The following is an 18,090-nucleotide window of genomic DNA, read 5'->3' as shown; positions in this document are numbered from 1 at the left end:
CGAAAACTAGCAGCGCTAGTTACGATGTCGGTCCGAAGGTACCACCCGAGGCACCACGGGCAGCCGCCGACGACGAACAGGCCCCACAGGAGAGGTCAACCCCTCAACGCACCGTAACGGGCGGTGCGTGGGTGGGAGACACCTCGCGAGGAGCGGGCAGCTCCACCGCGACCGACTCGCACTGCATCACCCGCGGCAGCCTCAGCGCCATCACCGCCCCCAGCAGCAGCAACCCCGCGCTGACCAGGAGCGTGACATGCAGCCCGTGCACGAAGCTCTCCCTCGCGGCCCGCCGCAGCGCCGCCCCGGTCGGCCCGCCGAGCTGTCCGGCCACCTCGTAGGCCTCGCCCAGCGAGTGCCCCGCGGCCGCCGACGCGGACGCCGGCACCCCGGGCACGGAGGACAGTCCGGGCGTGTACGCCGCGTTCATCACGCTGCCGAGCAGCGCGATCCCGATGCCCGCCCCGAGCTGGTAGGAGGTCTCGCCGATGGCCGCGGCGCCGCCCGCCCGTTCCGGCGGGGCCTCGCTCAGCATCGACTCGTACGCCGCGAACAGCGTCGTCTCCAGCCCGAACCCGAGCAGCACGAACCCGGACAGCAGCAGTCCCGCGTTGTCCGCCTTGCCCATCGCGGTGAGCAGCAGCACGGCGAGCGCGGTCAGCAGGAACCCCCCGCACACCATCCGCCGCGGCCCGAAGCCGCGCAGCAGCCGCGCCCCGGCCAGCCCCGCCGCCATCGCGGCGAAGGTCAGCGGCAGGAGCCGGAGACCCGTCTCGAGCGGGGAGAGACCGAGCACCAGCTGGAGGTACTGCGCGGCGATCAGCTCCAGGCCCACCAGCGCCAGCATGGCCAGCACGATGCAGCCGACGGAGGTGCTGAACGCCGGGCGCGCGAACATCCCGAGGTCCACCAGCGGATGCTCCCGCCGCCGCTGACGCCGTACGAAGAGAGCCATCAGCACCGCGCCGACCAGCAGCGGCACCACGGTGAACGGGCCGAACTCCGCCCCGCCCAGCCGCTTGACGCCGAGGACCAGGGCGAACAGCCCGGCCGCCGCCATCAGCGCGCCGACCACGTCCCAGGGCCCCTCGCCGGTGCCCCGCGACTCCGGCAGCAGCAGCCGCCCCACCGGAAGGCTGACCAGCATCAGCGGGATGTTGACGAGGAAGACCGACCCCCACCAGAAGTGCTCCAGCAGGAAGCCGCCGAGCAGCGGTCCGACGGCCGCGCCGACCGCGGCGACCGCGCTCCAGATGCCGATGGCGAGCGCCCGTTCCCGGCGGTCGGGGAAGACCTGCCGCAGGATCGACAGCGTGGCCGGCATGATCATCGCGCCGCCGACGCCGAGCAGGGCCCGCGCCATGATCAGCACCTCGGCGCTTCCGGCGAAGGCCGCCAGTGCGGAGGCGACGCCGAACAGGGCGTACCCGAGCAGCAGGATCCGGCGGCGGCCCACCTTGTCGCCGAGCGTGCCGAACAGGATCAGCAGCGAGGCGCAGACCAGTGGATAGGTGTCGACGATCCAGAGCAGCTCGATCGCGCCGGGCCTGAGGTCCTCGGTGACCGCGGGCACCGCGACGTGCAGCACGGTCGCGTCGACCGCGACCAGGAGCAGGCTGACGCAGAGCACCACGAGCACGACCCAGCGGTTGGCACCGGCACCGGCCCCGGCCGCCCGACGGCGCAGCCCGACGGCGGCCGTGGTCGTCCCGGACATGTACGTACCTCCCAGGTGATCCCCTCGGTCCGGCGGGCTCGCGGGACGGGGACTTCCCGCGACTCGGCCGGAGAGGAGCGGTGGTCTCCGGCCCGCGCAAACGAACACGAGTGACTCGCAGCGTACGCGAGTTCGCGCCAGGGCCACGTGGCGGACCTCTCACACTTCACGGCGAAGCCATGTGGCGTACACCACTTCCCGAGCAGCCGTTTTCCCGGTCGCCGTACCGCCCGGTCGATAATCGGGGCCGTGACGGATCTTGGAACGCGTGTGGTGCCGCCCGGCGGTACGGCCCTGCGCCGGGCGGCTCCCGCCCTGCTGGGCTATGTGGCCGTACGGGGCCTCGGCCTGCTCGTCCTGGCCCTGTGGAGCGCCGCCCGCGGCAAGAGCGCGCACACCCTGCTGACGGCCCGCTGGGACGCCCTCTGGTACACGAGGGTGGCCGAGCTGGGGTACGGCTACGAGGTCCGGCTGCCCAACGGGGACGTCCACTCGAACCTCGCCTTCTTCCCGTTGCTGCCGTGGCTGGAAAGGCTGCTGCACGCGGTGAGCCCGCTGTCCTACGCCGACGCCGGGTTCGCGGTCGCGCTGCTCTCCTCGCTCGCCGCGGCCTGGGGGATCTTCGCGGTCGCCGACCAGGTGTACGGCCCTCGGGCGGGCGTGTGCGCGGTGCTCGTGTGGGCGCTGCTGCCGGTCGGGATCGTGCAGTCGATGGCGTACAGCGAGTCGCTGTTCACCGCGCTCGCCGCCTGGTCGCTGTACGCGGTGCTGACCGGTCGGTGGGTGACCGCGGGAGTGCTCGCGGCGCTGTCGGGGCTGACCCGCCCGGTGGGGCTCGCGGTGGTCGCGGCGGTCTGGGCGGCCGGTCTCGCGTCCTTCCGACGGGACCGGGGCGCGGAGGACGCGGGGTCCCCGTTCGGGCGGAGCGGCAGCGCGGCGCCCGAGCCCGGCGCGCGTACCGGCGAACACGCCCCCGGTCCGTCCGCCGACGGCTCTCTCCGGCGCGCACCGGCGCCGGAGGGCGCCCGGCCCGCCGTACGCGCCCTCGGCATGCTCCTCGCGCCGCTGGGCGCCGCGGGCTATGTGCTGTGGGTCGGCCACCGCACCGGCCGCGGCCCGCTCGGCTATCTCGACGTCCAGGCGGGCTGGCGCAACGGCTTCGACGGCGGTTACGCCTTCGCCCGGTTCGTCGCCGACAAGTTCACGTCCTTCCCGTCCGCCCTGGCCGGGCTGGGCCTGGTCGTCGGCGTCGCCGCGCTGATCCGGCTGTACGTCGTCTGCGTACGGCAGCGCCAGCCGCTTCCGCTGCTGGTCTACGGCGGCGCGGTGCTCGTCCTCGCCCTGTGCGCGTCGAGCTACTTCGGCTCGAAGCCGCGCCTGCTGCTGCCCGCCTTCCCGCTGCTGTTCCCGCTCGCCCTGGCGCTGGCCCGGTCGCGGACGCCGAGGGCGGTGCTGGTCGTGGGCGGTGTCGCGGTGGCGTCGGCCGTGTACGGGGCGTGGTGGCTGAACGGTTCCGGTCCTCCGTGAGTTTCCGGTGAACTCATTCATAAGTTCCTTAAAACTGTCTCCCACAATGATCAAAGGAATTGAAGGAACCGACGTTCGAGGATTAGCGAATCCGCAGGAATTAAGTCCCTCCTGAGAGCAATCCCACATCACATGGTCATCACAAACCAGAGGATTCGGTCGGGCGCCGAGCTCACTCGCTGTAACGTCGTTTAGGTGCGTACCGAACGAAACCTCACCCGTCTGGACCGGGTGTTCGCCAGGCTCGACCGTGAGCCGGAACGACCGGCCCACATCGATGTGCCGAGGATGAGCAGGCACCGGATCGCGCTGTTCACGGCGACCCTGGCCTTCTATCTGGCGATCGTGTGGCTCGTGGTGGTCACCTCGTGGCTGGTCCGCCTCGACTGGCAGGTCATGTTCTTCCGGCCGTACCAGCAGTGGCCCGAGATCCACGCGTTCCTGGACTACTACGTCGTCCTCGGCCAGCGCGGCCCGACCGCCGTCATGGTCGCGGCCTGGCTCGGCTGGAGATCCTGGCGGCAGCACACCCTGCGCCCGCTGCTCACCCTGGGCGCCTCGCTGCTGCTGCTGAACATCACCGTCGGCGCCGCCAAGCTCGGCATGGGTCGGCTCGGCCCGCACTACGCGACCACCATCGGCTCCAACGAGATGGGTCTGGGCGGCGATATATTTCCCAGCGGCCACACCGCCAACGCGGTCGTGACCTGGGGAATCCTGGCCTATCTGGCCTCCACTCCACGAGCCCGCCGCTGGCTGTCCGCGGTCTCCGCCGTGGTCTCGCTGGGCGTCGGCCTGACCACCGTCTACCTCGGTACGCACTGGCTGAGCGATGTCGTGCTCGGCTGGGCCGCGGGGCTGCTGATCCTGCTGGCCCTGCCCTGGTGCGAGCCGCTGATCGCCCGCGCCGAGGTCGCCCTCCTCGATCTGCGCGACCGCTGGCGCGAGCGCCGCACCGGCACCCTCCCGGTGCCGGCCGCCCCCGTCGCCGTACCCGTGCCGTTCGCGCCGCGGCCCACGGCCCAGGAGGAGGCCGCGGCGGCCCGCGAGACGGTCGCGGCCGCCCGTGCGACCCGGGCGCCGGTCTACCTGACCCCCGGCCCGCACACGCCGCGCTCCGAGCGCACCCCGGTCACCCCCGCCGGCAGCCGAAGACCCCCGCACACCGAGCGTCTGCCGCGCGGGGCGACCGCCTCCGCGGCCCGGCCGCTGACCGGCGGCTGACCGCGGCGGCCGACCCTCCGAGCAGCGGGACCACCGGTACGCACAACCGGTCCCGCGACCGAAGGCCCCGGTTCCCCTCCTGACGGGAACCGGGGCCTTCGCCGTGTCACGGCCCGTCGCCCGTGGCGCTCAGCCCTTCCAGGCCCGCACCACCCGCCCGTCGCGCACCTCGAAGTTCATCCGCCCGAAGCGGTACTCCATGGTGATGATCGTCCCGGGCGCCAGCGCGCGGACGGTCGACCACCCCCGTTCCCGGGCCAGCCGCTCGGCGTGAGCGGCGTCGAGGCCGACGTATCCGTCCGGATTGTCCTGGGGTTCGTTCACTGACATACGGCCCACGCTAGGCCGCGCGGGACTACCGGGGAAACCCCCCGGAACGCGGATGCGGATCACTCCGGTCACACTTCTGTCACAGGATCACGACGGGTGTTCCGGTCGAACTTGGTCACACGTACGAGCGGTTCCCGCGGCCTTCCGTACGCATTCGAACGTAATTCCCGCGTGTCGTCGCCGCTGCTCGGAAAAACCGGCGGAATGTTCCCGGAGAATCCTCCCCCGAGCCCCTTTCCCCGGCCTTTTCGCTCGGGTTCGCGGGAGCTGACACCTCGTAGGAAATGCACCACTCCGCCACACAACCTCCGCAGGGGCGAGCGATGGGGACACAGACCGTACCGGCGACGGCACCGCCCGCGCCGCGCAGGCGCAGGGGCCGCGTGGTCGTCGACTGGCTCACCACCACCGACCACAAGAAGATCGGTCACCTGTACCTGATCACGTCGTTCGTGTTCTTCCTCGTCGGCGGGGCCATGGCCCTGGTGATGCGGGCCGAGCTCGCCCGGCCCGGACTCCAGATCGTGGACAACGACCAGTTCAACCAGTTGTTCACGATGCACGGCACGATCATGCTGCTGCTCTTCGCGACCCCGTCCTTCGCGGGCTTCGCCAACGAGCTGATGCCGCTCCAGATCGGCTCCCCGGACGTCGCCTTCCCCCGGCTGAACATGTTCTCGTACTGGCTGTTCCTGTTCGGCGGGCTGATCGTGCTCGGTTCCCTGCTCACCCCGGACGGGGCCGCCGCCTTCGGCTGGTTCGCCTACGCGCCCCTCAACAGCGGCCGCTTCTCCCCCGGCATCGGCCCCGACCTGTGGATCATGGGGCTGGCGCTGGCCGGGTTCGGCACGATCCTCGGCGCGGTCAACTTCATCACGACGATCATCTGCATGCGCGCCCCCGGCATGACAATGTTCCGGATGCCGGTCTTCGTCTGGAACACGCTGTTCACGTCGATCCTGATCCTGCTGGCGTTCCCGGTGCTGGCGGCCTCCCTGCTGGTGCTGGAGGCGGACCGGCGGTTCGGCGCCCGGGTCTTCGACGCGGCCAACGGCGGCGCGCTGCTGTGGCAGCACCTGTTCTGGTTCTTCGGGCATCCCGAGGTCTACATCATCGCGCTGCCGTTCTTCGGGATCATCACCGAGATCATCCCGGTCTTCAGCCGCAAGCCGATCTTCGGCTATCTCACCCTGGTCGGCGCGACCATGACGATCACCGGTCTGTCGATCGTCGTCTGGGCGCACCACATGTTCGTCACGGGCGCGGTGCTGCTGCCGTTCTTCTCCTTCATGAGCTTCCTGATCGCCGTCCCGACCGGCGTGAAGTTCTTCAACTGGACCGGGACCATGCTCAAGGGCTCCCTGTCGTTCGAGACGCCGATGCTGTGGGCGACGGGCTTCCTGGTGACGTTCCTGTTCGGCGGGCTGACCGGGGTGATCCTGGCCTCGCCGCCGATGGACTTCCACGTCAGCGACTCGTACTTCGTCGTCGCGCACTTCCACTACGTCGTCTTCGGCACGGTCGTCTTCGCGGTGTTCGCCGGGTTCGCCTTCTGGTGGCCGAAGTTCACCGGGAAGATGCTGGACGAGCGGCTCGGGAAGATGCACTTCTGGACGCTGTTCGTCGGCTTCCACCTGACGTTCCTGGTGCAGCACTGGCTGGGCGCCGAGGGCATGCCCCGCCGGTACGCCGACTACCTCGCCGCCGACGGGTTCACCGCCCTGAACACCGTCTCCTCGATCGGCGCCTTCCTGCTCGGCCTGTCCACGCTGCCGTTCCTCTACAACGTCTGGAAGACCACCAAGTACGGCGCGAAGGTCGAGGTCGACGACCCCTGGGGCTACGGCCGCTCCCTGGAGTGGGCGACCTCCTGCCCGCCGCCGCGGCACAACTTCACGACCCTGCCGAAGATCCGCTCGGAGTCCCCGGCGTTCGACCTCCACCACCCCGAGTACGCGGCCCTGGAGGCGGCCGATCAGGGCGTGTAGGCGAGCTGGGGGACGTCGAAGCAGGTGCGGTCCATGTCCCCCTGGGTGATCCAGCCCCTGCCGTCCCGCCAGCGGGCGACGGACAGACACGTCCGCCGGGTCTTCGGCGGTGCGGCGAGCCGTTCGAAGCGGACCGGGATCAGCAGGCCGCCGGCGTCGAAGCCCTCGCTGCGGTCCATGAAGGCGTCGACGCACGCGCGCGTGATGCCGCTCGCCGCGCACGACCTCGCGGCCTCGGTGAACCACTCGGCCGCCGCCCAGCCCTCCAGCTGCCACTGGGAGTGCGTCGGCAGGCCCTTCGTCGCCTCCCGGAACTCCCGTACGGCCGGGTCGGAGGTGTCGTCGAAGTTCCGGCTGGACCCGGTCACCCACAGGGCGTTGCGGCAGGCCGGGGAGTTCTTGTAGTCCTCGGGAACGGTGGACGTCCAGTTCTGCACATTGGTGACCTTGGCGGTGACCCGGGCCCCGACCTGGTCCATCGCCTCGCACAGCTGCGCGTTGCCATGGGTGTCGAGGGCGTCGAGGACGAGGTCGGCGCCCCGCGCCTTCAGGTCGGCGGCCGCAGCGCGGAAGTTGGGCAGCGCGAAGTCGACCTGTTCGCTCACCACCCGGTAGCCCTCGGCCTTCAGCCCCCGCTCGACGAGCCGGGCGTAGGACGCGGACGCCGGCTGGTTGTAGGAGACGACGGCGGCGGTACGGGCGCCGTGCTCGCGCTTGAAGTAGCGGTAGACCTCGGTTCCGCCGTACAGCTCGCCGTCCCAGCCCGGGGTGCCGTCGCGGGGCGCGAGACTGCCGTAGATGCCGTAGAGGTGCGGCCAGGTGTCGTAGGCGGGGCCGATGGGCTGTCCGCCGATGTCGGGCACGCGCGCGTGGGAGACCCGGGGGGCGCCCGCGTAGTCGAGGGAGGTGGTGGCGACGAGGGCGACGACCTTGTCCTCGTCGAGCAGCCGGTGCACACAGGTGTTGTTGCCGACGCCGCTGCCGCCGTCGTCGCAGAGCCGCACCTCGACGCGGTGGCCCGCGATGCCGCCGCGCGCGTCGAGCGTGTCGAAGTAGGCCACGGCCCCGTCGCGCGGCCCGGTGAAGGCGGCGCCGCCGACGGGGCTGGTCGTGCTGGTGATCACGCCGACGCGGATCGGGGCGGCGGCCCGCGGGGTCGTGGTGGCGTGCTCGAAGTCGCTCTCCGGGAGCCGGCTGCCGCAGGCCGCGCTCAGCAGAAGCAGCAGCGTGGCGGCAGCGCCCTCAGCAGCCCGGGACCGCCGACGCCGACGCATCACCGCTCAGTCCGACCAGGGCGCACAGGGTGGTGACGGAGACCTTCCAGGTGCCGTCCTGGTGAACGGCCTTCCCGGTGGCGTTCGGCAGCGCGGTCGCGCCGTTCAGGGTGAGGGTGTACGTCACGGTCGCCTCGGTCGGGGAGGTGAACTCGACCTTCTGGACCTCGGCGGCCACCTGTCCGCCGCGCTGGTCCCCGGCGAAGGCCCGGAGCATGGGGCCCATCGTCCGGCCGTTCTCCAGCAGGGCCTGCTTGTCGGCGGTGGAGGTGGCCGGGTCGAAGAACTTCTGCCAGTTCCGCCGGACCTGCTGCTCGGCCGCCGCCGCGTCGCCGGGCGCGGTGGCCGCCCCGCCCACGGTCGCGGTGGCCGTGACGGTCGCCTTGCCGCCCCCGCCCCCGTCGTCGCCGCATGCCGCGAGGGCCGGGGCCAGCACGAGGACTGCCGCCGCCGCCAGTGCCGTGCCCCGCGTCCGTCCGAGGTCGCTCCCGAGAAGCATCACGCTCACCACCGGGTGTCGGTCCGGGCGTGCGCGCCCGGTCCTTTCAGGGTCAGCTTGCAGAAGGCATAGTGCAAGCCATCGGCGGACTGCGGCGGGAGCGTGGGATGCGGACAGGACGACTGCGGACCGTGCCCCCCGTCCTGTGGGCCGGCTGGGTCGCGCTGGCCGCCGGCGCGGTGCTGTGCGTCGCGGGCTGGTACGGCGTCTCCGGCGAGCGCTTCACCGCACGGCAGCTCCCCTATCTCGCCTCCTGCACGGTGCCGGGCGCGGCGCTGATCGTCGCCGGGGCCGTCCTGCTGGCGTCCGGCCGGGCGCCCGCCGCCGGCGCGCGCGTGGAGGAGCTCTACGGCCTCCTGGTCGCCGCCGGCGAGGAGCCCGGGGCGCCGGAGGAGGCGGTGTCCGCGCCCGTAGCGGTCAGCGGTGAGCTGCGGATGGTGCCCGGGGGCACGCTGTGGCACCGGGCGGACTGTCCGCTGGTCGCCGGGAAGCCGGAGGCGGTGCCGGTGGACGGCAGGCTGCTGGCCGGCGGCGACCTCGACCCGTGCCCGATCTGCGAACCGGACGCGGCGGACTCCTGATGTCGTCGCTGACCTACGACCTCACGCTCGCCGGCCTCGCGGTCGGCAGCGCGGCCGCCCTCACGGGCATCGGTCTGATCGTCACCCACCGGGCGACCGGGGTCCTCAACTTCGCGCACGGGGCGATCGCGATGGTCTGCGCCTACGCGCTGCGGCAGTGCGTCGTGGAGTGGGGGTGGCCGCTGTGGCTGGGGGCCGTGGCGACCCTGGTGTTCCTCGCGCCCGCGATCGGGGTGCTGCTGGAACGGTTCGTCTTCCGTCCGCTCGCCGTCCTGGGCAACGACCCGGCGCGCACCCTGGTGGCGTCGATCGGTGTGTTCGTGCTGCTGGTGGGCGGGGCGGCGCTGGTGTGGGGGCCGGGGGCGCGCGACGACGCGCCCGAGCTGGTCCCGGCGGATCCCTGGGGGCAGCTCGCCGTGGTGCTGGTGCTGGCGGCCGGGGTCGGCGCGGTGATCCGGTGGACGCGCTTCGGGCGGGAGCTGCGGGCGGTGGTCGACGACCGGGAGCTGGCCGTGCTCGGCGGGGTCGACGCGGACCGGGTGGCGGCCGCGGGCTGGGCGTTCGGCGCCTTCACGGCCGGGGTGACGGGCGTGCTGCTGGCGCCGTACGTACGGCTCGACCCGTACGGACTGCCGCTGCTGGTGATGGAGGTGCTCGCGGTCGCGGTGGCGGCCCGGATGCGCAGTCTGCCGGTCGCGGTGGCGGTGGCGCTGGGCATCGGGATCGCGCAGAGCCAGCTGACCCGGCTGCACCCGTCGGGCTGGGCGGCGCCGCTGGTGCAGGCGGTCGGCGCGAACCTGTTCGTGGTCGCCCTCCTCGTCGCCGCGCTCGTCCTGCCGGGTGGGGGCGCGCGGGACGCGCCGCCGGCCCCGGTGGGCACCCGGGTGCGGACCCCGCCGGGAGCGTGGGCGGTGGCCGCGGTGCTGTTCCTGCTGCCGCTCGGCTTCGCGGGGTCCGATCTGCACACCGCGGTCCAGGTGCCGGCCCTCGCGGTGATCCTGCTGTCGCTGGTGGTGGTCACCGGCCGCGGCGGCCAGCTCTCCCTCGGGCAGGCGGCGTACGCGGGGCTGGGCGCCCTGTTCACCGCGCTGCTGGCCGCGGGCCGCTTCCCCGGGCTCCCCCGCCTTCCCGAGCCGGCGGCCCTGGCCGTGGCGGTCCTCCTGGTGGCCCCGCTCGGCCTGCTCACCGGCCGGCCCGCGATCCGCCGCCACGGTCTCGCCCTGGCCCTCACGACCTTCGCGGTCGGCGTCGGCGTGAGCCGTTTCGTCTTCGCCCAGCCGTACGCCACCGCGGACCTGACCCTGGACCGCCCCGCGGGATTCGACGGGGACCGCGCCTACTACGTCCTGGAACTGGCCCTGCTCGCCCTCGCCCTGCTGGCCACGTGGGCGCTGCGGGCGGGCCGCACCGGGCGGGCCCTGGCGGCGATGCGGGACCACGAGCCGGGTGCCTCGGCGGCGGGCGTGCGCGTGCCGTCCCTGAAACTGCTCGCCTTCGTCGCGGGGGCGGCACTGGCCGCGCTCGGCGGGGCCCTGCTCGGCATGGGCCTGCGCGCCTTCGACGCCACTGCCTACGACCCCGTCCGCGGCCTGCTCTGGTTCGCGGCCGTGGTGGTCCTGGGCGCCGACAACACCCTGGGCGCGCTCGCGGCGGCGGCCCTGCTGGTGGGTCTGGACGCGGGCGCGCGTGGTGGGGTGGCGGCGGCTCTGATCGGCGTCCTCGCGGCCCTGACGGGACGCTTCCCGGACGGGCCGTACGAGGCGCTGCGGGCGGCGTGGGCGCGTGCACGTGCCGGTCGGAGGCCGGTGCTGACCCCTCTGGGGGCGCGGGTACGAGACCGACTCGCGCCGCATCCCGTCCACGCACCGACCTCGCCGCCCACCGCCCCGCGCCCCACCCCGGCGGCCCCGGCGGCCACAGAACCGCACTCGACCCCAGCACCGGCCCCACCGGCCAGCGCCCCGTCCCGGGCCCGTGGGACCGCTCGCGCGGCGGGCCCGCCGCTCCTCACCGCGCGTGGTCTGGAGGCCCGCTACGGCGGGTTCACCGCTCTCGGCGGGGTCGGGCTGGAGGTTCCCGGCGGGCGGGTCACCGCCGTCGTCGGGCCCAACGGCGCCGGGAAGAGCACGCTGTTCCACTGTCTGGCCGGCACCCTGCGGCCGGTCCGCGGGCAGGTGCGGTTCGCCGGGCGGGACATCACCCGGCTGCCCGCGCACTCCCGGACCCGGCTCGGTGTCGCGCGGACCTTCCAGCAGCTCGCCGTGTTCCCGTCGCTGACGGTGGCGGAGAACGTGCGGGTGGGCGCCGAGCAGGGGCGGCTCGGCGGGCCGGAGGCGGTGGAGCGGGCGCTGGCGCTGTTCGGGCTGGACGGGCCGGTCCGCGCCCGGCCCGCCGCGGGGCTGCCCACCGGCACGCTGCGCCGGGTCGAGCTGGCCCGGGCGTACGCGGGAGGCCCGCGCGTGCTGCTGCTGGACGAGCCGGCCGCCGGGCTGGACACGGCCGAGGTGAGCGCGCTGGCCGTGATCCTGCGCGCCCTGGCCGCCGAGGGCACCGCCCTGCTCGTCGTCGAGCACGACCTCGATCTGGTCGCCGGGCTCGCGGACGTCGTGCACGTCATGGCGGCCGGCCGGATCGTCGCCACGGGCCCGCCCGACCGTGTCCTGGACTCCCTGGAAGGGGCGGCCTGGTGATCGCGCTGCGGCACGCGCGCGTGCGGTACGGCCCGCTGGAGGCCCTGCACGGCGTCACCCTCACCGCCCCCGCCCCGGGCCTCACCGTCCTGCTGGGCCGCAACGGCTCGGGCCGTACGACGGTGCTGCGGGCGCTGGCCGGGGTCGTACCGCTGGTGGGCGGGGCCGTGGTGTGGGACGGGACGGACGTGACCCGGATGCCCGCGTTCGAGCGGGCGCGGCGGGGGCTGTGCCTGGTGCCGGAGCGGCGGGCGGTGTTCGGCTCGCTGACGGTCCGGGAGAACCTGGAGCTGACCGGGGCCGACCCCGCGCTCTACCCGCCGCTGGTGCCGCTGCTCGCCCGCCGCGCCGGGACCCTGTCGGGGGGTGAGCAGCGGATGGTGGCCCTGTGCCGCGCCCTGTCGGCGCACGCGCGCGTGGTCCTCGTCGACGAGCCGGCCCAGGGGATGTCCCCGGCGGTCGCCGCCCGGACGTACGCCCTGCTCGCCTCGCTCGACGCGTGCGTGGTGCTCGCCGAGCAGCGGCTGCCGCCCGCGCTGCGCGGCCGGCGGGTCTTCGTGTACGAACTGCGGCGCGGGGCCGTGGTGTTCGCCGGGGAGGCGGGCGCAGGGGCTCGGCGCGCCCGCTGACACGGCGGCCCCGCCCGGTGGGTGGTCCGGACGGGGCCGTGGGTCCGGCGGGGCCGGAGCGTTCCGCTCAGTACGCGAGGCGCTGGCCCGGCAGGATCAGGTCCGGGTCGTTGCCTATGACGGTCCTGTTGGCGGCGTAGAGCCGCTGCCAGGTGGTGTTGTGCGCGGCGGCGATGGTGCTGAGGGTGTCGCCGACCCGGACCGTGTAGTCGCCGCGGCTGCTGCCGCGCGAGGTGCCGGTCGTGGTGCGCTCGGGCGCCTGGGACGAACTGCTCCGCGACGAGCCGGACTTCGTCGTGTTCGTCGGCGTGCTGGACCGGTTCGACGTGCCGGAGCTCGACTTGCTCGAACTGGACTTGCTCGAACTGGACTTGCTGGAGCTCGACTTGGTGCTGGAGGAGCCGGAGGTCGACGGGGCGCCGCCGGTGGCTCCGGCGCGGGCCGAGCAGACCGGCCAGGCGCCCCAGCCCTGGGACTTCTGGACCTTGGTGGCGACGGCGATCTGCTGCTCCCGGCTGGCCCCGTCGGCGGTGGCCGCGTAGGCCGAGCCGCCGTAGGCGCGCCAGGTGGAGGCGGAGAACTGGAGTCCGCCGTAGTAGCCGTTGCCGGTGTTGATGTGCCAGTTGCCGCCGCTCTCGCACTGGGCGATGCGGTCCCACACCCCGCTGTCCGCCGCCGCGGCGTTGCCGGTCGCGGCCAGCAGTCCCAGGGGGGCGAGCAGTGCCGCCCCGGCGAGGACCGCCGTCTTGCGCGTCTTGCGGGTGTAGTGATCGGCACACTCGGACATGAAGTTCCCTCTCTGCAAACCCGGGTCTCCCCCGGGCGGGGCGCTTTCCACGTGTCGACGTGGGGGTCACGCTCCGCCCCGTCCGCCGGCGGTGTCGCTGCGCCTCTGGTCCTGCTTGGCGCGGCCGGTGGACGTACCCGAGCGGTGCTCGCTGCACACGGCGGAGCAATCTAGGGAGCCTGACGAGCCGTTATCAACCAGATCCCTGTTCCCGCAGGCCAGTTGAGGGTTACCGTAAGTAGCAGTCAATTTCGGCCACCCACTACATCCCTTGATTTCGGGTTTTGTCGGACAGCTGTCGAGGCGCGCTGTGAGTCAGTTCACGGGATCAACCCCCGTGACCATCCCGTTACTTGACAAGGAGTGTCGGATTCCCCACGGAACGTGACCATCCGTGTTCGGCGTTCTGAACGACTCAGTCGGCCAGCGTGACCCCCACCACAGCTCCCCCGTTGTCATCTCATGAGCCGGGAACCCACCCGGCCCACCGACGCACCGCCTTCCGAGGGAGTCACCCGTGCCGCGCATGCTCGATGTCAGCGACGAGGTACGCGCCGAGATCGGCGACGAAGAAGCCGACCGGCTGCTCGCCGGAGACAACGCCCCGGGCAGTTACGACTGCACCTCCTGCCGCACCCCGGGCGACTCCGCGCACGAGCGCACCAGCACCGTCCTGTTCATCGGGGACGAGACCGCCGTCCTCGCCTTCGCCCACGCGACCTGTCTGCCCTCGCAGGTCGTCCAGGTCACCGAGGAGCAGCTCCAGGGCGCCGTCCGCTCCATCAGCGGCGACAGCGTCGACCTGGACCCGCAGAAGGTCGTCCCCGAGCAGGCCGTGCTCGGCGTGACCAGCGGGCTCGTCCTGCTCGCCGGGGAGCTGCACCCCGCGCTGGTCGTCGAGCCCACCGCGCCCATCGTGCGCCCGGGCACCACCGGCGCCGGCGACGACTTCCTGCCGCTCCTGATCGAGCAGGGCTTCATGCCGCTGTCCGAGCTGTCCGAGGTGCCGCCGGTGCAGCACGGCTGGTCGGTGCTGCTGGCGATGGGTCAGCTGCACGCCGTGCTCCAGCCGTCGGCGCACGGCGGTCAGCCGGTCGCCTGGTGGCAGGCGCACCAGCCGCTCCAGGTGACGGAGGGATGGCGGGCCGCCGCCAACAAGCACCAGCAGGTGCTGATGTTCGCGGCGCCGGTGGGGTCGATCGGGCGGCAGCCGCGGGAGGACCTGCTGCGGGACGCGCTGGACAAGGCCGCGGCGAACGGGAAGCTGGTGGGGGCGGCGATGCCGTTGGCCGGGACCTGAGCCGCAGATGGGTACGGCCCCGCGCCCCTGACGGTTACCGCATCTCTTTAGGTCACGGGTCGTTTGCACTTACGTGCACAGCTACGAGGTTCCCCGCCGCCCCGTGTATCCGTCGGTCCCCTCCGCGCGACCGGCCCAGGACTCCCAGGGCGGCCCGTCGGCCACGCCGATCTACGACGCGCTCTACGCCGAGTACGTCAAGACGTTCCGCTCGCTGCCGGGTGACCGCAGCGGCGAGGACGATCTGGGGTTCACCGCCTTCGGGAACATCCCGCACAGTACGGAGGCGCCGACGGCGTACCGTCCCGGCTCGTTCAGCCACTCCTACAGTGCCTACAGCGCGGGCGCGCAGAGCGCCCGGCAGCAGTCGCAGTGGCAGCGGGTCGGGCAGATCGGCCAGCAGCCGGAGCGGCAGCACACGGCGATGGTGCCCGTGCCGGTGGCGCTTCCGCCGATGTCCCGGCGGGGCTTCTGAGTGAGGGGGTTCGTGACCGTGTCACGAACCCCCTCACTCCTGCCTCCTACTTCTTCTTGCTGCGCTTCTCGCGCACCCGCACCGAGATATGGATCGGGGTGCCCTCGAAGCCGAACTCCTCGCGCAGCCGGCGCTCGATGAAGCGGCGGTAGCCCGCCTCGATGAAGCCCGAGGCGAAGAGGACGAACCGCGGCGGCTTGGTGCCCGCCTGGGTGCCGAAGAGGATGCGCGGCTGCTTGCCGCCCCGGATCGGGTGGGGGTGGGCGGCGACCAGCTCGCCGAGGAAGGCGTTGAGGCGGCCCGTGGGGACACGGGTCTCCCAGCCGGCCAGGGCGGTCTCGATCGCCGGGACCAGCTTCTCCATGTGCCGTCCGGTGCGCGCCGAGACATTGACCCGGGGCGCCCAGGCGACCTGGCCGAACTCGGTCTCGATCTCCCGCTCCAGGTAGTAGCGGCGCTCCTCGTCGAGGGTGTCCCACTTGTTGTAGGCGATGACCATCGCGCGGCCGGCCTCGACGGCCATCGTCACGATCCGCTGGTCCTGGACCGAGATGGACTCGGAGGCGTCGATCAGGATGACCGCCACCTCCGCCTTCTCGACCGCGGCGGCGGTGCGCAGGGAGGCGTAGTAGTCGGCGCCCTGCTGGAGGTGGACCCGCTTGCGGATACCGGCGGTGTCGACGAACTTCCAGGTCACGCCGCCGAGGTCGATCAGCTCGTCGACCGGGTCACGGGTGGTGCCGGCGACCTCGTTGACGACGACGCGCTCCTCGCCCGCCACCTTGTTCAGCAGCGAGGACTTGCCGACGTTCGGGCGGCCGATGAGGGCGATCCGGCGGGGGCCGCCGATCCCGGCGCCGCCGAAGAGCTGCTCGGGGGCGTCCGGCAGCACGTCCAGGACGGCGTCCAGCATGTCGCCGGTGCCGCGGCCGTGCAGCGCGGAGACGGGGTGCGGCTCGCCGAGGCCCAGGGACCACAGATACGCGGCATCCGCCTCCCCGCTCGGCCCGTCGACCTTGTTGGCGCACAGCACGACGGGCTTTCCGGCCTTGCGCAGCAGCCGTACGACGGCCTCGTCGGTGTCGGTGGCGCCGACCTTGGCGTCCACCACGAAGACGACCGCGTCGGCGGCCTCGATCGCGTACTCGGCCTGGGCGGCCACGGAGGCGTCGATGCCGAGGACGTCCTGCTCCCAGCCGCCGGTGTCGACGACCTTGAAGCGGCGGCCCGCCCACTCGGCCTCGTAGGTCACGCGGTCCCGGGTGACACCGGGCTTGTCCTCGACGACGGCCTCGCGGCGCCCGATGATCCGGTTGACGAGGGTCGACTTGCCGACGTTCGGCCGGCCGACGACCGCGAGCACCGGGAGCGGGCCGTGTCCGGCCTCCTCGATGGCGCCCTCGACGTCCTCGACGTCGAAGCCCTCCTCCGCGGCGAGCTCCATGAACTCCGCGTACTCGGCGTCGCCGAGCGCCCCGTGATCGTGCGCGACGCCGTCCGGGCCGCCGGGCTGGATGTGGTCGTTCATGAAGTGCGTACCTCGTCGTTCCATCGTGGTGGTCGGTGGACCACGCCGTGTGTTCCGGTGTGATCCACTACTCAGTGTCGCCCGGCACCCGGTCGGGCGCCCGGCGTTTTATGCGCCCGTGGGCGGGCGGCCGGTGAGCCGCCGTGCGTGGTCCAGGTGGGCGGCCAGGTTCTTCTGGATGCGCTCGGTCGCCTCGTCCAGCGCCTTGCGGGTCCGCCGTCCGCTGCCGTCGCCCGCCTCGAAGGGGTCGCCGAAGACCACGTCGACACGGGAGCGCAGCGGGGGCAGCCCCTTGATCAACCGTCCGCGCCGCTCGGAACTTCCCAGCACCGCGACGGGCACGATCGGCGCCCCGCTGCGTACGGCGAAGTAGGCGAGACCGGCGCGCAGGGAGGCGAAGTCGCCCTCGCCCCGGGTGCCCTCGGGGAAGATGCCGAGGACCCCGCCGTTCTCCAGGACGCCGAGGGCGCGGGCGATCGCCGTGCGGTCGGTGCTCGCCCGGTCGACCGCGATCTGGCCGGTGTGGACCATGAAGCTGCCGACCGGGCCGACGAAGGCCTCTTTCTTCACGAGGAAGTGCGAGGCCCGGGGCGCCACGCCGATGACCATCGGGCCGTCGAGGTTGTGGGAGTGGTTGGGCGCGAAGATCACGGGACCGCTGACGGGCACCTTCCAGGCACCCAGCACGCGCGGCCGCCACAGGCCGTACATCAGGCCGACGCCGATGCGTCGGCCGATCTCGGCGCCCCGCTCCGAGGGCAGCTGGATCGGCTCGCTCACTTTCCGGCCCGCTTCTCCTCGACGAGGGTGACGACACACTCGATGACCTGGGCGAGGGTCAGCGCGGTGGTGTCCACCTCGACGGCGTCGTCCGCCTTGGCGAGCGGGGAGGTCTTGCGGGAGGAGTCGGCCGCGTCCCGCTTGATCAGCGCCTCGCGGGTGCTGGCCACGTCGGCGCCCTTGAGCTCTCCGCTGCGGCGGGCGGCCCGCGCCTCCGCCGAGGCGGTGAGGAAGATCTTCAGGTCGGCGTCGGGCAGCACGGTCGTGCCGATGTCCCGGCCCTCGACGACGATCCCGCGCTCGGCGTCGGCGGCCAGCGACCGCTGGAGCTCGGTGATCCGGGCCCGCACCTCGGGCACCGCGCTGACCGCGCTGACCCGGGAGGTGACCTCCTGGGTGCGGATCGGGCCGGCGACGTCCACGCCGTCGACGGTGATCGTCGGGTCGGCCGGGTCGGTGCCGGAGACGATCTCCGCCTTGCCCGCGACGGCGGCGATGGCCGTGGGGTCCTCGATGTCGATCCCGTTGGTCACCATCCACCAGGTGATCGCCCGGTACTGGGCGCCGGTGTCCAGGTAGCTCAGCCCGAGCTGGGCGGCGACGGCCTTGGACGTGCTCGACTTGCCCGTGCCGGAGGGACCGTCGATGGCGACAATCACGGGCTGGGCGGCGCCGTTTTCCACGGGGGGACACCTTCCTGGTGCGAGGCGGTGGGTGTGCGGGGCGCGACCGCGCCCCGCACAAGGTTACCGGGCACGGCT

General features: G+C 72.9%; 16 protein-coding genes. 8 read left to right on the top strand and 8 right to left on the bottom strand.

Going from position 1 to position 18,090, the window contains the following annotated elements:
* Positions 1-103: 103 nt before the first annotated feature.
* Complete coding sequence (locus ABZ490_RS43245; RefSeq protein WP_359003332.1) at positions 104-1,717, bottom strand: MFS transporter; 1,614 nt, start codon at positions 1,715-1,717, stop codon at positions 104-106.
* A gap of 249 nt (positions 1,718-1,966) precedes the next feature.
* On the opposite strand from ABZ490_RS43245, the gene ABZ490_RS43240 reads away from it, so the two are divergent.
* Together ABZ490_RS43240 and ABZ490_RS43235 are read left to right on the top strand one after the other, a co-directional pair.
* On the top strand, positions 1,967-3,244 hold the full coding sequence (locus ABZ490_RS43240; protein ID WP_359003330.1) for a mannosyltransferase family protein: 1,278 nt from the start codon (positions 1,967-1,969) through the stop codon (positions 3,242-3,244).
* Between the two features lie 195 nt (positions 3,245-3,439).
* Positions 3,440-4,468, top strand: a complete 1,029-nt coding sequence (locus ABZ490_RS43235; RefSeq protein WP_359003328.1) for a phosphatase PAP2 family protein — start codon at positions 3,440-3,442, stop codon at positions 4,466-4,468.
* Positions 4,469-4,597: 129 nt separating this feature from the next.
* Here ABZ490_RS43235 and ABZ490_RS43230 read toward each other — a convergent pair whose 3' ends face one another.
* Positions 4,598-4,798 carry an I78 family peptidase inhibitor gene (locus ABZ490_RS43230; RefSeq protein ID WP_359003325.1) on the bottom strand — a complete coding sequence of 67 codons (201 nt, stop codon included), beginning with the start codon at positions 4,796-4,798 and terminating at the stop codon, positions 4,598-4,600.
* A 323-nt stretch (positions 4,799-5,121) separates the two neighbouring features.
* Here ABZ490_RS43230 and ctaD point away from each other — a divergent pair, with 323 nt between their 5' ends.
* The gene (gene ctaD / locus ABZ490_RS43225; protein ID WP_359003324.1) at positions 5,122-6,786 is read left to right on the top strand and encodes a cytochrome c oxidase subunit I; all 1,665 of its coding nucleotides are present in this window, start codon (positions 5,122-5,124) and stop codon (positions 6,784-6,786) included.
* Here ctaD and ABZ490_RS43220 read toward each other — a convergent pair.
* Positions 6,774-8,060, bottom strand: coding sequence for an ABC transporter substrate-binding protein (locus ABZ490_RS43220; RefSeq protein ID WP_359003322.1), 1,287 nt, complete (start codon positions 8,058-8,060; stop codon positions 6,774-6,776). The two genes, ctaD and ABZ490_RS43220, sit on opposite strands and share 13 nt — an antisense overlap.
* Positions 8,029-8,559 carry a hypothetical protein gene (locus tag ABZ490_RS43215; RefSeq protein ID WP_359003320.1) on the bottom strand — a complete coding sequence of 177 codons (531 nt, stop codon included), beginning with the start codon at positions 8,557-8,559 and terminating at the stop codon, positions 8,029-8,031. The genes ABZ490_RS43220 and ABZ490_RS43215 overlap by 32 nt, the downstream gene beginning before the upstream one ends.
* A gap of 107 nt (positions 8,560-8,666) precedes the next feature.
* Here ABZ490_RS43215 and ABZ490_RS43210 point away from each other — a divergent pair, with 107 nt between their 5' ends.
* The 3 genes from ABZ490_RS43210 to ABZ490_RS43200 are packed head-to-tail and all read left to right on the top strand — an operon-like array spanning position 8,667 to position 12,459.
* A complete protein-coding gene (locus ABZ490_RS43210) occupies positions 8,667-9,140 on the top strand; it encodes a hypothetical protein (RefSeq protein WP_359003318.1) in 474 nt (157 codons plus the stop codon).
* Complete coding sequence (locus tag ABZ490_RS43205; RefSeq protein ID WP_359003316.1) at positions 9,140-11,830, top strand: ATP-binding cassette domain-containing protein; 2,691 nt, start codon at positions 9,140-9,142, stop codon at positions 11,828-11,830. Before ABZ490_RS43210 ends, ABZ490_RS43205 begins: the two co-directional genes overlap by 1 nt.
* Positions 11,824-12,459 (top strand): ATP-binding cassette domain-containing protein, encoded by a 636-nt coding sequence (locus ABZ490_RS43200; RefSeq protein WP_359003361.1) that lies wholly within the window; start codon positions 11,824-11,826, stop codon positions 12,457-12,459. Before ABZ490_RS43205 ends, ABZ490_RS43200 begins: the two co-directional genes overlap by 7 nt.
* A 67-nt stretch (positions 12,460-12,526) precedes the next feature.
* Here ABZ490_RS43200 and ABZ490_RS43195 read toward each other — a convergent pair whose 3' ends face one another.
* Positions 12,527-13,246, bottom strand: coding sequence for a transglycosylase family protein (locus ABZ490_RS43195; protein ID WP_359003314.1), 720 nt, complete (start codon positions 13,244-13,246; stop codon positions 12,527-12,529).
* Between the two features lie 517 nt (positions 13,247-13,763).
* Between ABZ490_RS43195 and ABZ490_RS43190 the strand changes: the two genes are divergently transcribed.
* Positions 13,764-14,546, top strand: coding sequence for a hypothetical protein (locus tag ABZ490_RS43190; RefSeq protein WP_359003312.1), 783 nt, complete (start codon positions 13,764-13,766; stop codon positions 14,544-14,546).
* 73 nt (positions 14,547-14,619) lie between these two features.
* Positions 14,620-15,021 (top strand): hypothetical protein, encoded by a 402-nt coding sequence (locus ABZ490_RS43185; RefSeq protein ID WP_359003310.1) that lies wholly within the window; start codon positions 14,620-14,622, stop codon positions 15,019-15,021.
* Between the two features lie 46 nt (positions 15,022-15,067).
* Here the strand turns inward: ABZ490_RS43185 and der are convergent, their stop codons facing one another.
* The 3 genes from der to cmk form a co-directional block, all read right to left on the bottom strand.
* Complete coding sequence (gene der / locus ABZ490_RS43180; protein WP_359003308.1) at positions 15,068-16,549, bottom strand: ribosome biogenesis GTPase Der; 1,482 nt, start codon at positions 16,547-16,549, stop codon at positions 15,068-15,070.
* Positions 16,550-16,657: 108 nt separating this feature from the next.
* Positions 16,658-17,368, bottom strand: a complete 711-nt coding sequence (locus ABZ490_RS43175; RefSeq protein ID WP_359003306.1) for a lysophospholipid acyltransferase family protein — start codon at positions 17,366-17,368, stop codon at positions 16,658-16,660.
* On the bottom strand, positions 17,326-18,012 hold the full coding sequence (cmk, locus tag ABZ490_RS43170) for a (d)CMP kinase (protein ID WP_359003303.1): 687 nt from the start codon (positions 18,010-18,012) through the stop codon (positions 17,326-17,328). The genes ABZ490_RS43175 and cmk overlap by 43 nt, the downstream gene beginning before the upstream one ends.
* Between the last annotated feature and the right edge of the window lie 78 nt (positions 18,013-18,090).

Source organism: Streptomyces sp. NPDC005811 (assembly GCF_040630405.1).
In the GTDB taxonomy this organism is placed as follows: domain Bacteria; phylum Actinomycetota; class Actinomycetes; order Streptomycetales; family Streptomycetaceae; genus Streptomyces.
The sequence above is the reverse complement of the archived record's forward strand: the minus strand, read 5'-3'. Positions and strand labels throughout refer to the sequence as shown.

Excerpts from the sequence above, each read along its gene's own strand:
- ABZ490_RS43245 (WP_359003332.1), bottom strand. The coding sequence starts at position 1,717 with ATGTCCGGGACGACCACGGCCGCCGTCGGGCTGCGCCGTCGGGCGGCC.
- ABZ490_RS43230 (WP_359003325.1), bottom strand. The coding sequence starts at position 4,798 with ATGTCAGTGAACGAACCCCAGGACAATCCGGACGGATACGTCGGCCTC.
- ctaD (WP_359003324.1), top strand. The coding sequence starts at position 5,122 with ATGGGGACACAGACCGTACCGGCGACGGCACCGCCCGCGCCGCGCAGG.
- ABZ490_RS43220 (WP_359003322.1), bottom strand. The coding sequence starts at position 8,060 with ATGCGTCGGCGTCGGCGGTCCCGGGCTGCTGAGGGCGCTGCCGCCACG.
- ABZ490_RS43215 (WP_359003320.1), bottom strand. The coding sequence starts at position 8,559 with ATGCTTCTCGGGAGCGACCTCGGACGGACGCGGGGCACGGCACTGGCG.
- ABZ490_RS43210 (WP_359003318.1), top strand. The coding sequence starts at position 8,667 with ATGCGGACAGGACGACTGCGGACCGTGCCCCCCGTCCTGTGGGCCGGC.
- ABZ490_RS43205 (WP_359003316.1), top strand. The coding sequence starts at position 9,140 with ATGTCGTCGCTGACCTACGACCTCACGCTCGCCGGCCTCGCGGTCGGC.
- ABZ490_RS43195 (WP_359003314.1), bottom strand. The coding sequence starts at position 13,246 with ATGTCCGAGTGTGCCGATCACTACACCCGCAAGACGCGCAAGACGGCG.
- der (WP_359003308.1), bottom strand. The coding sequence starts at position 16,549 with ATGAACGACCACATCCAGCCCGGCGGCCCGGACGGCGTCGCGCACGAT.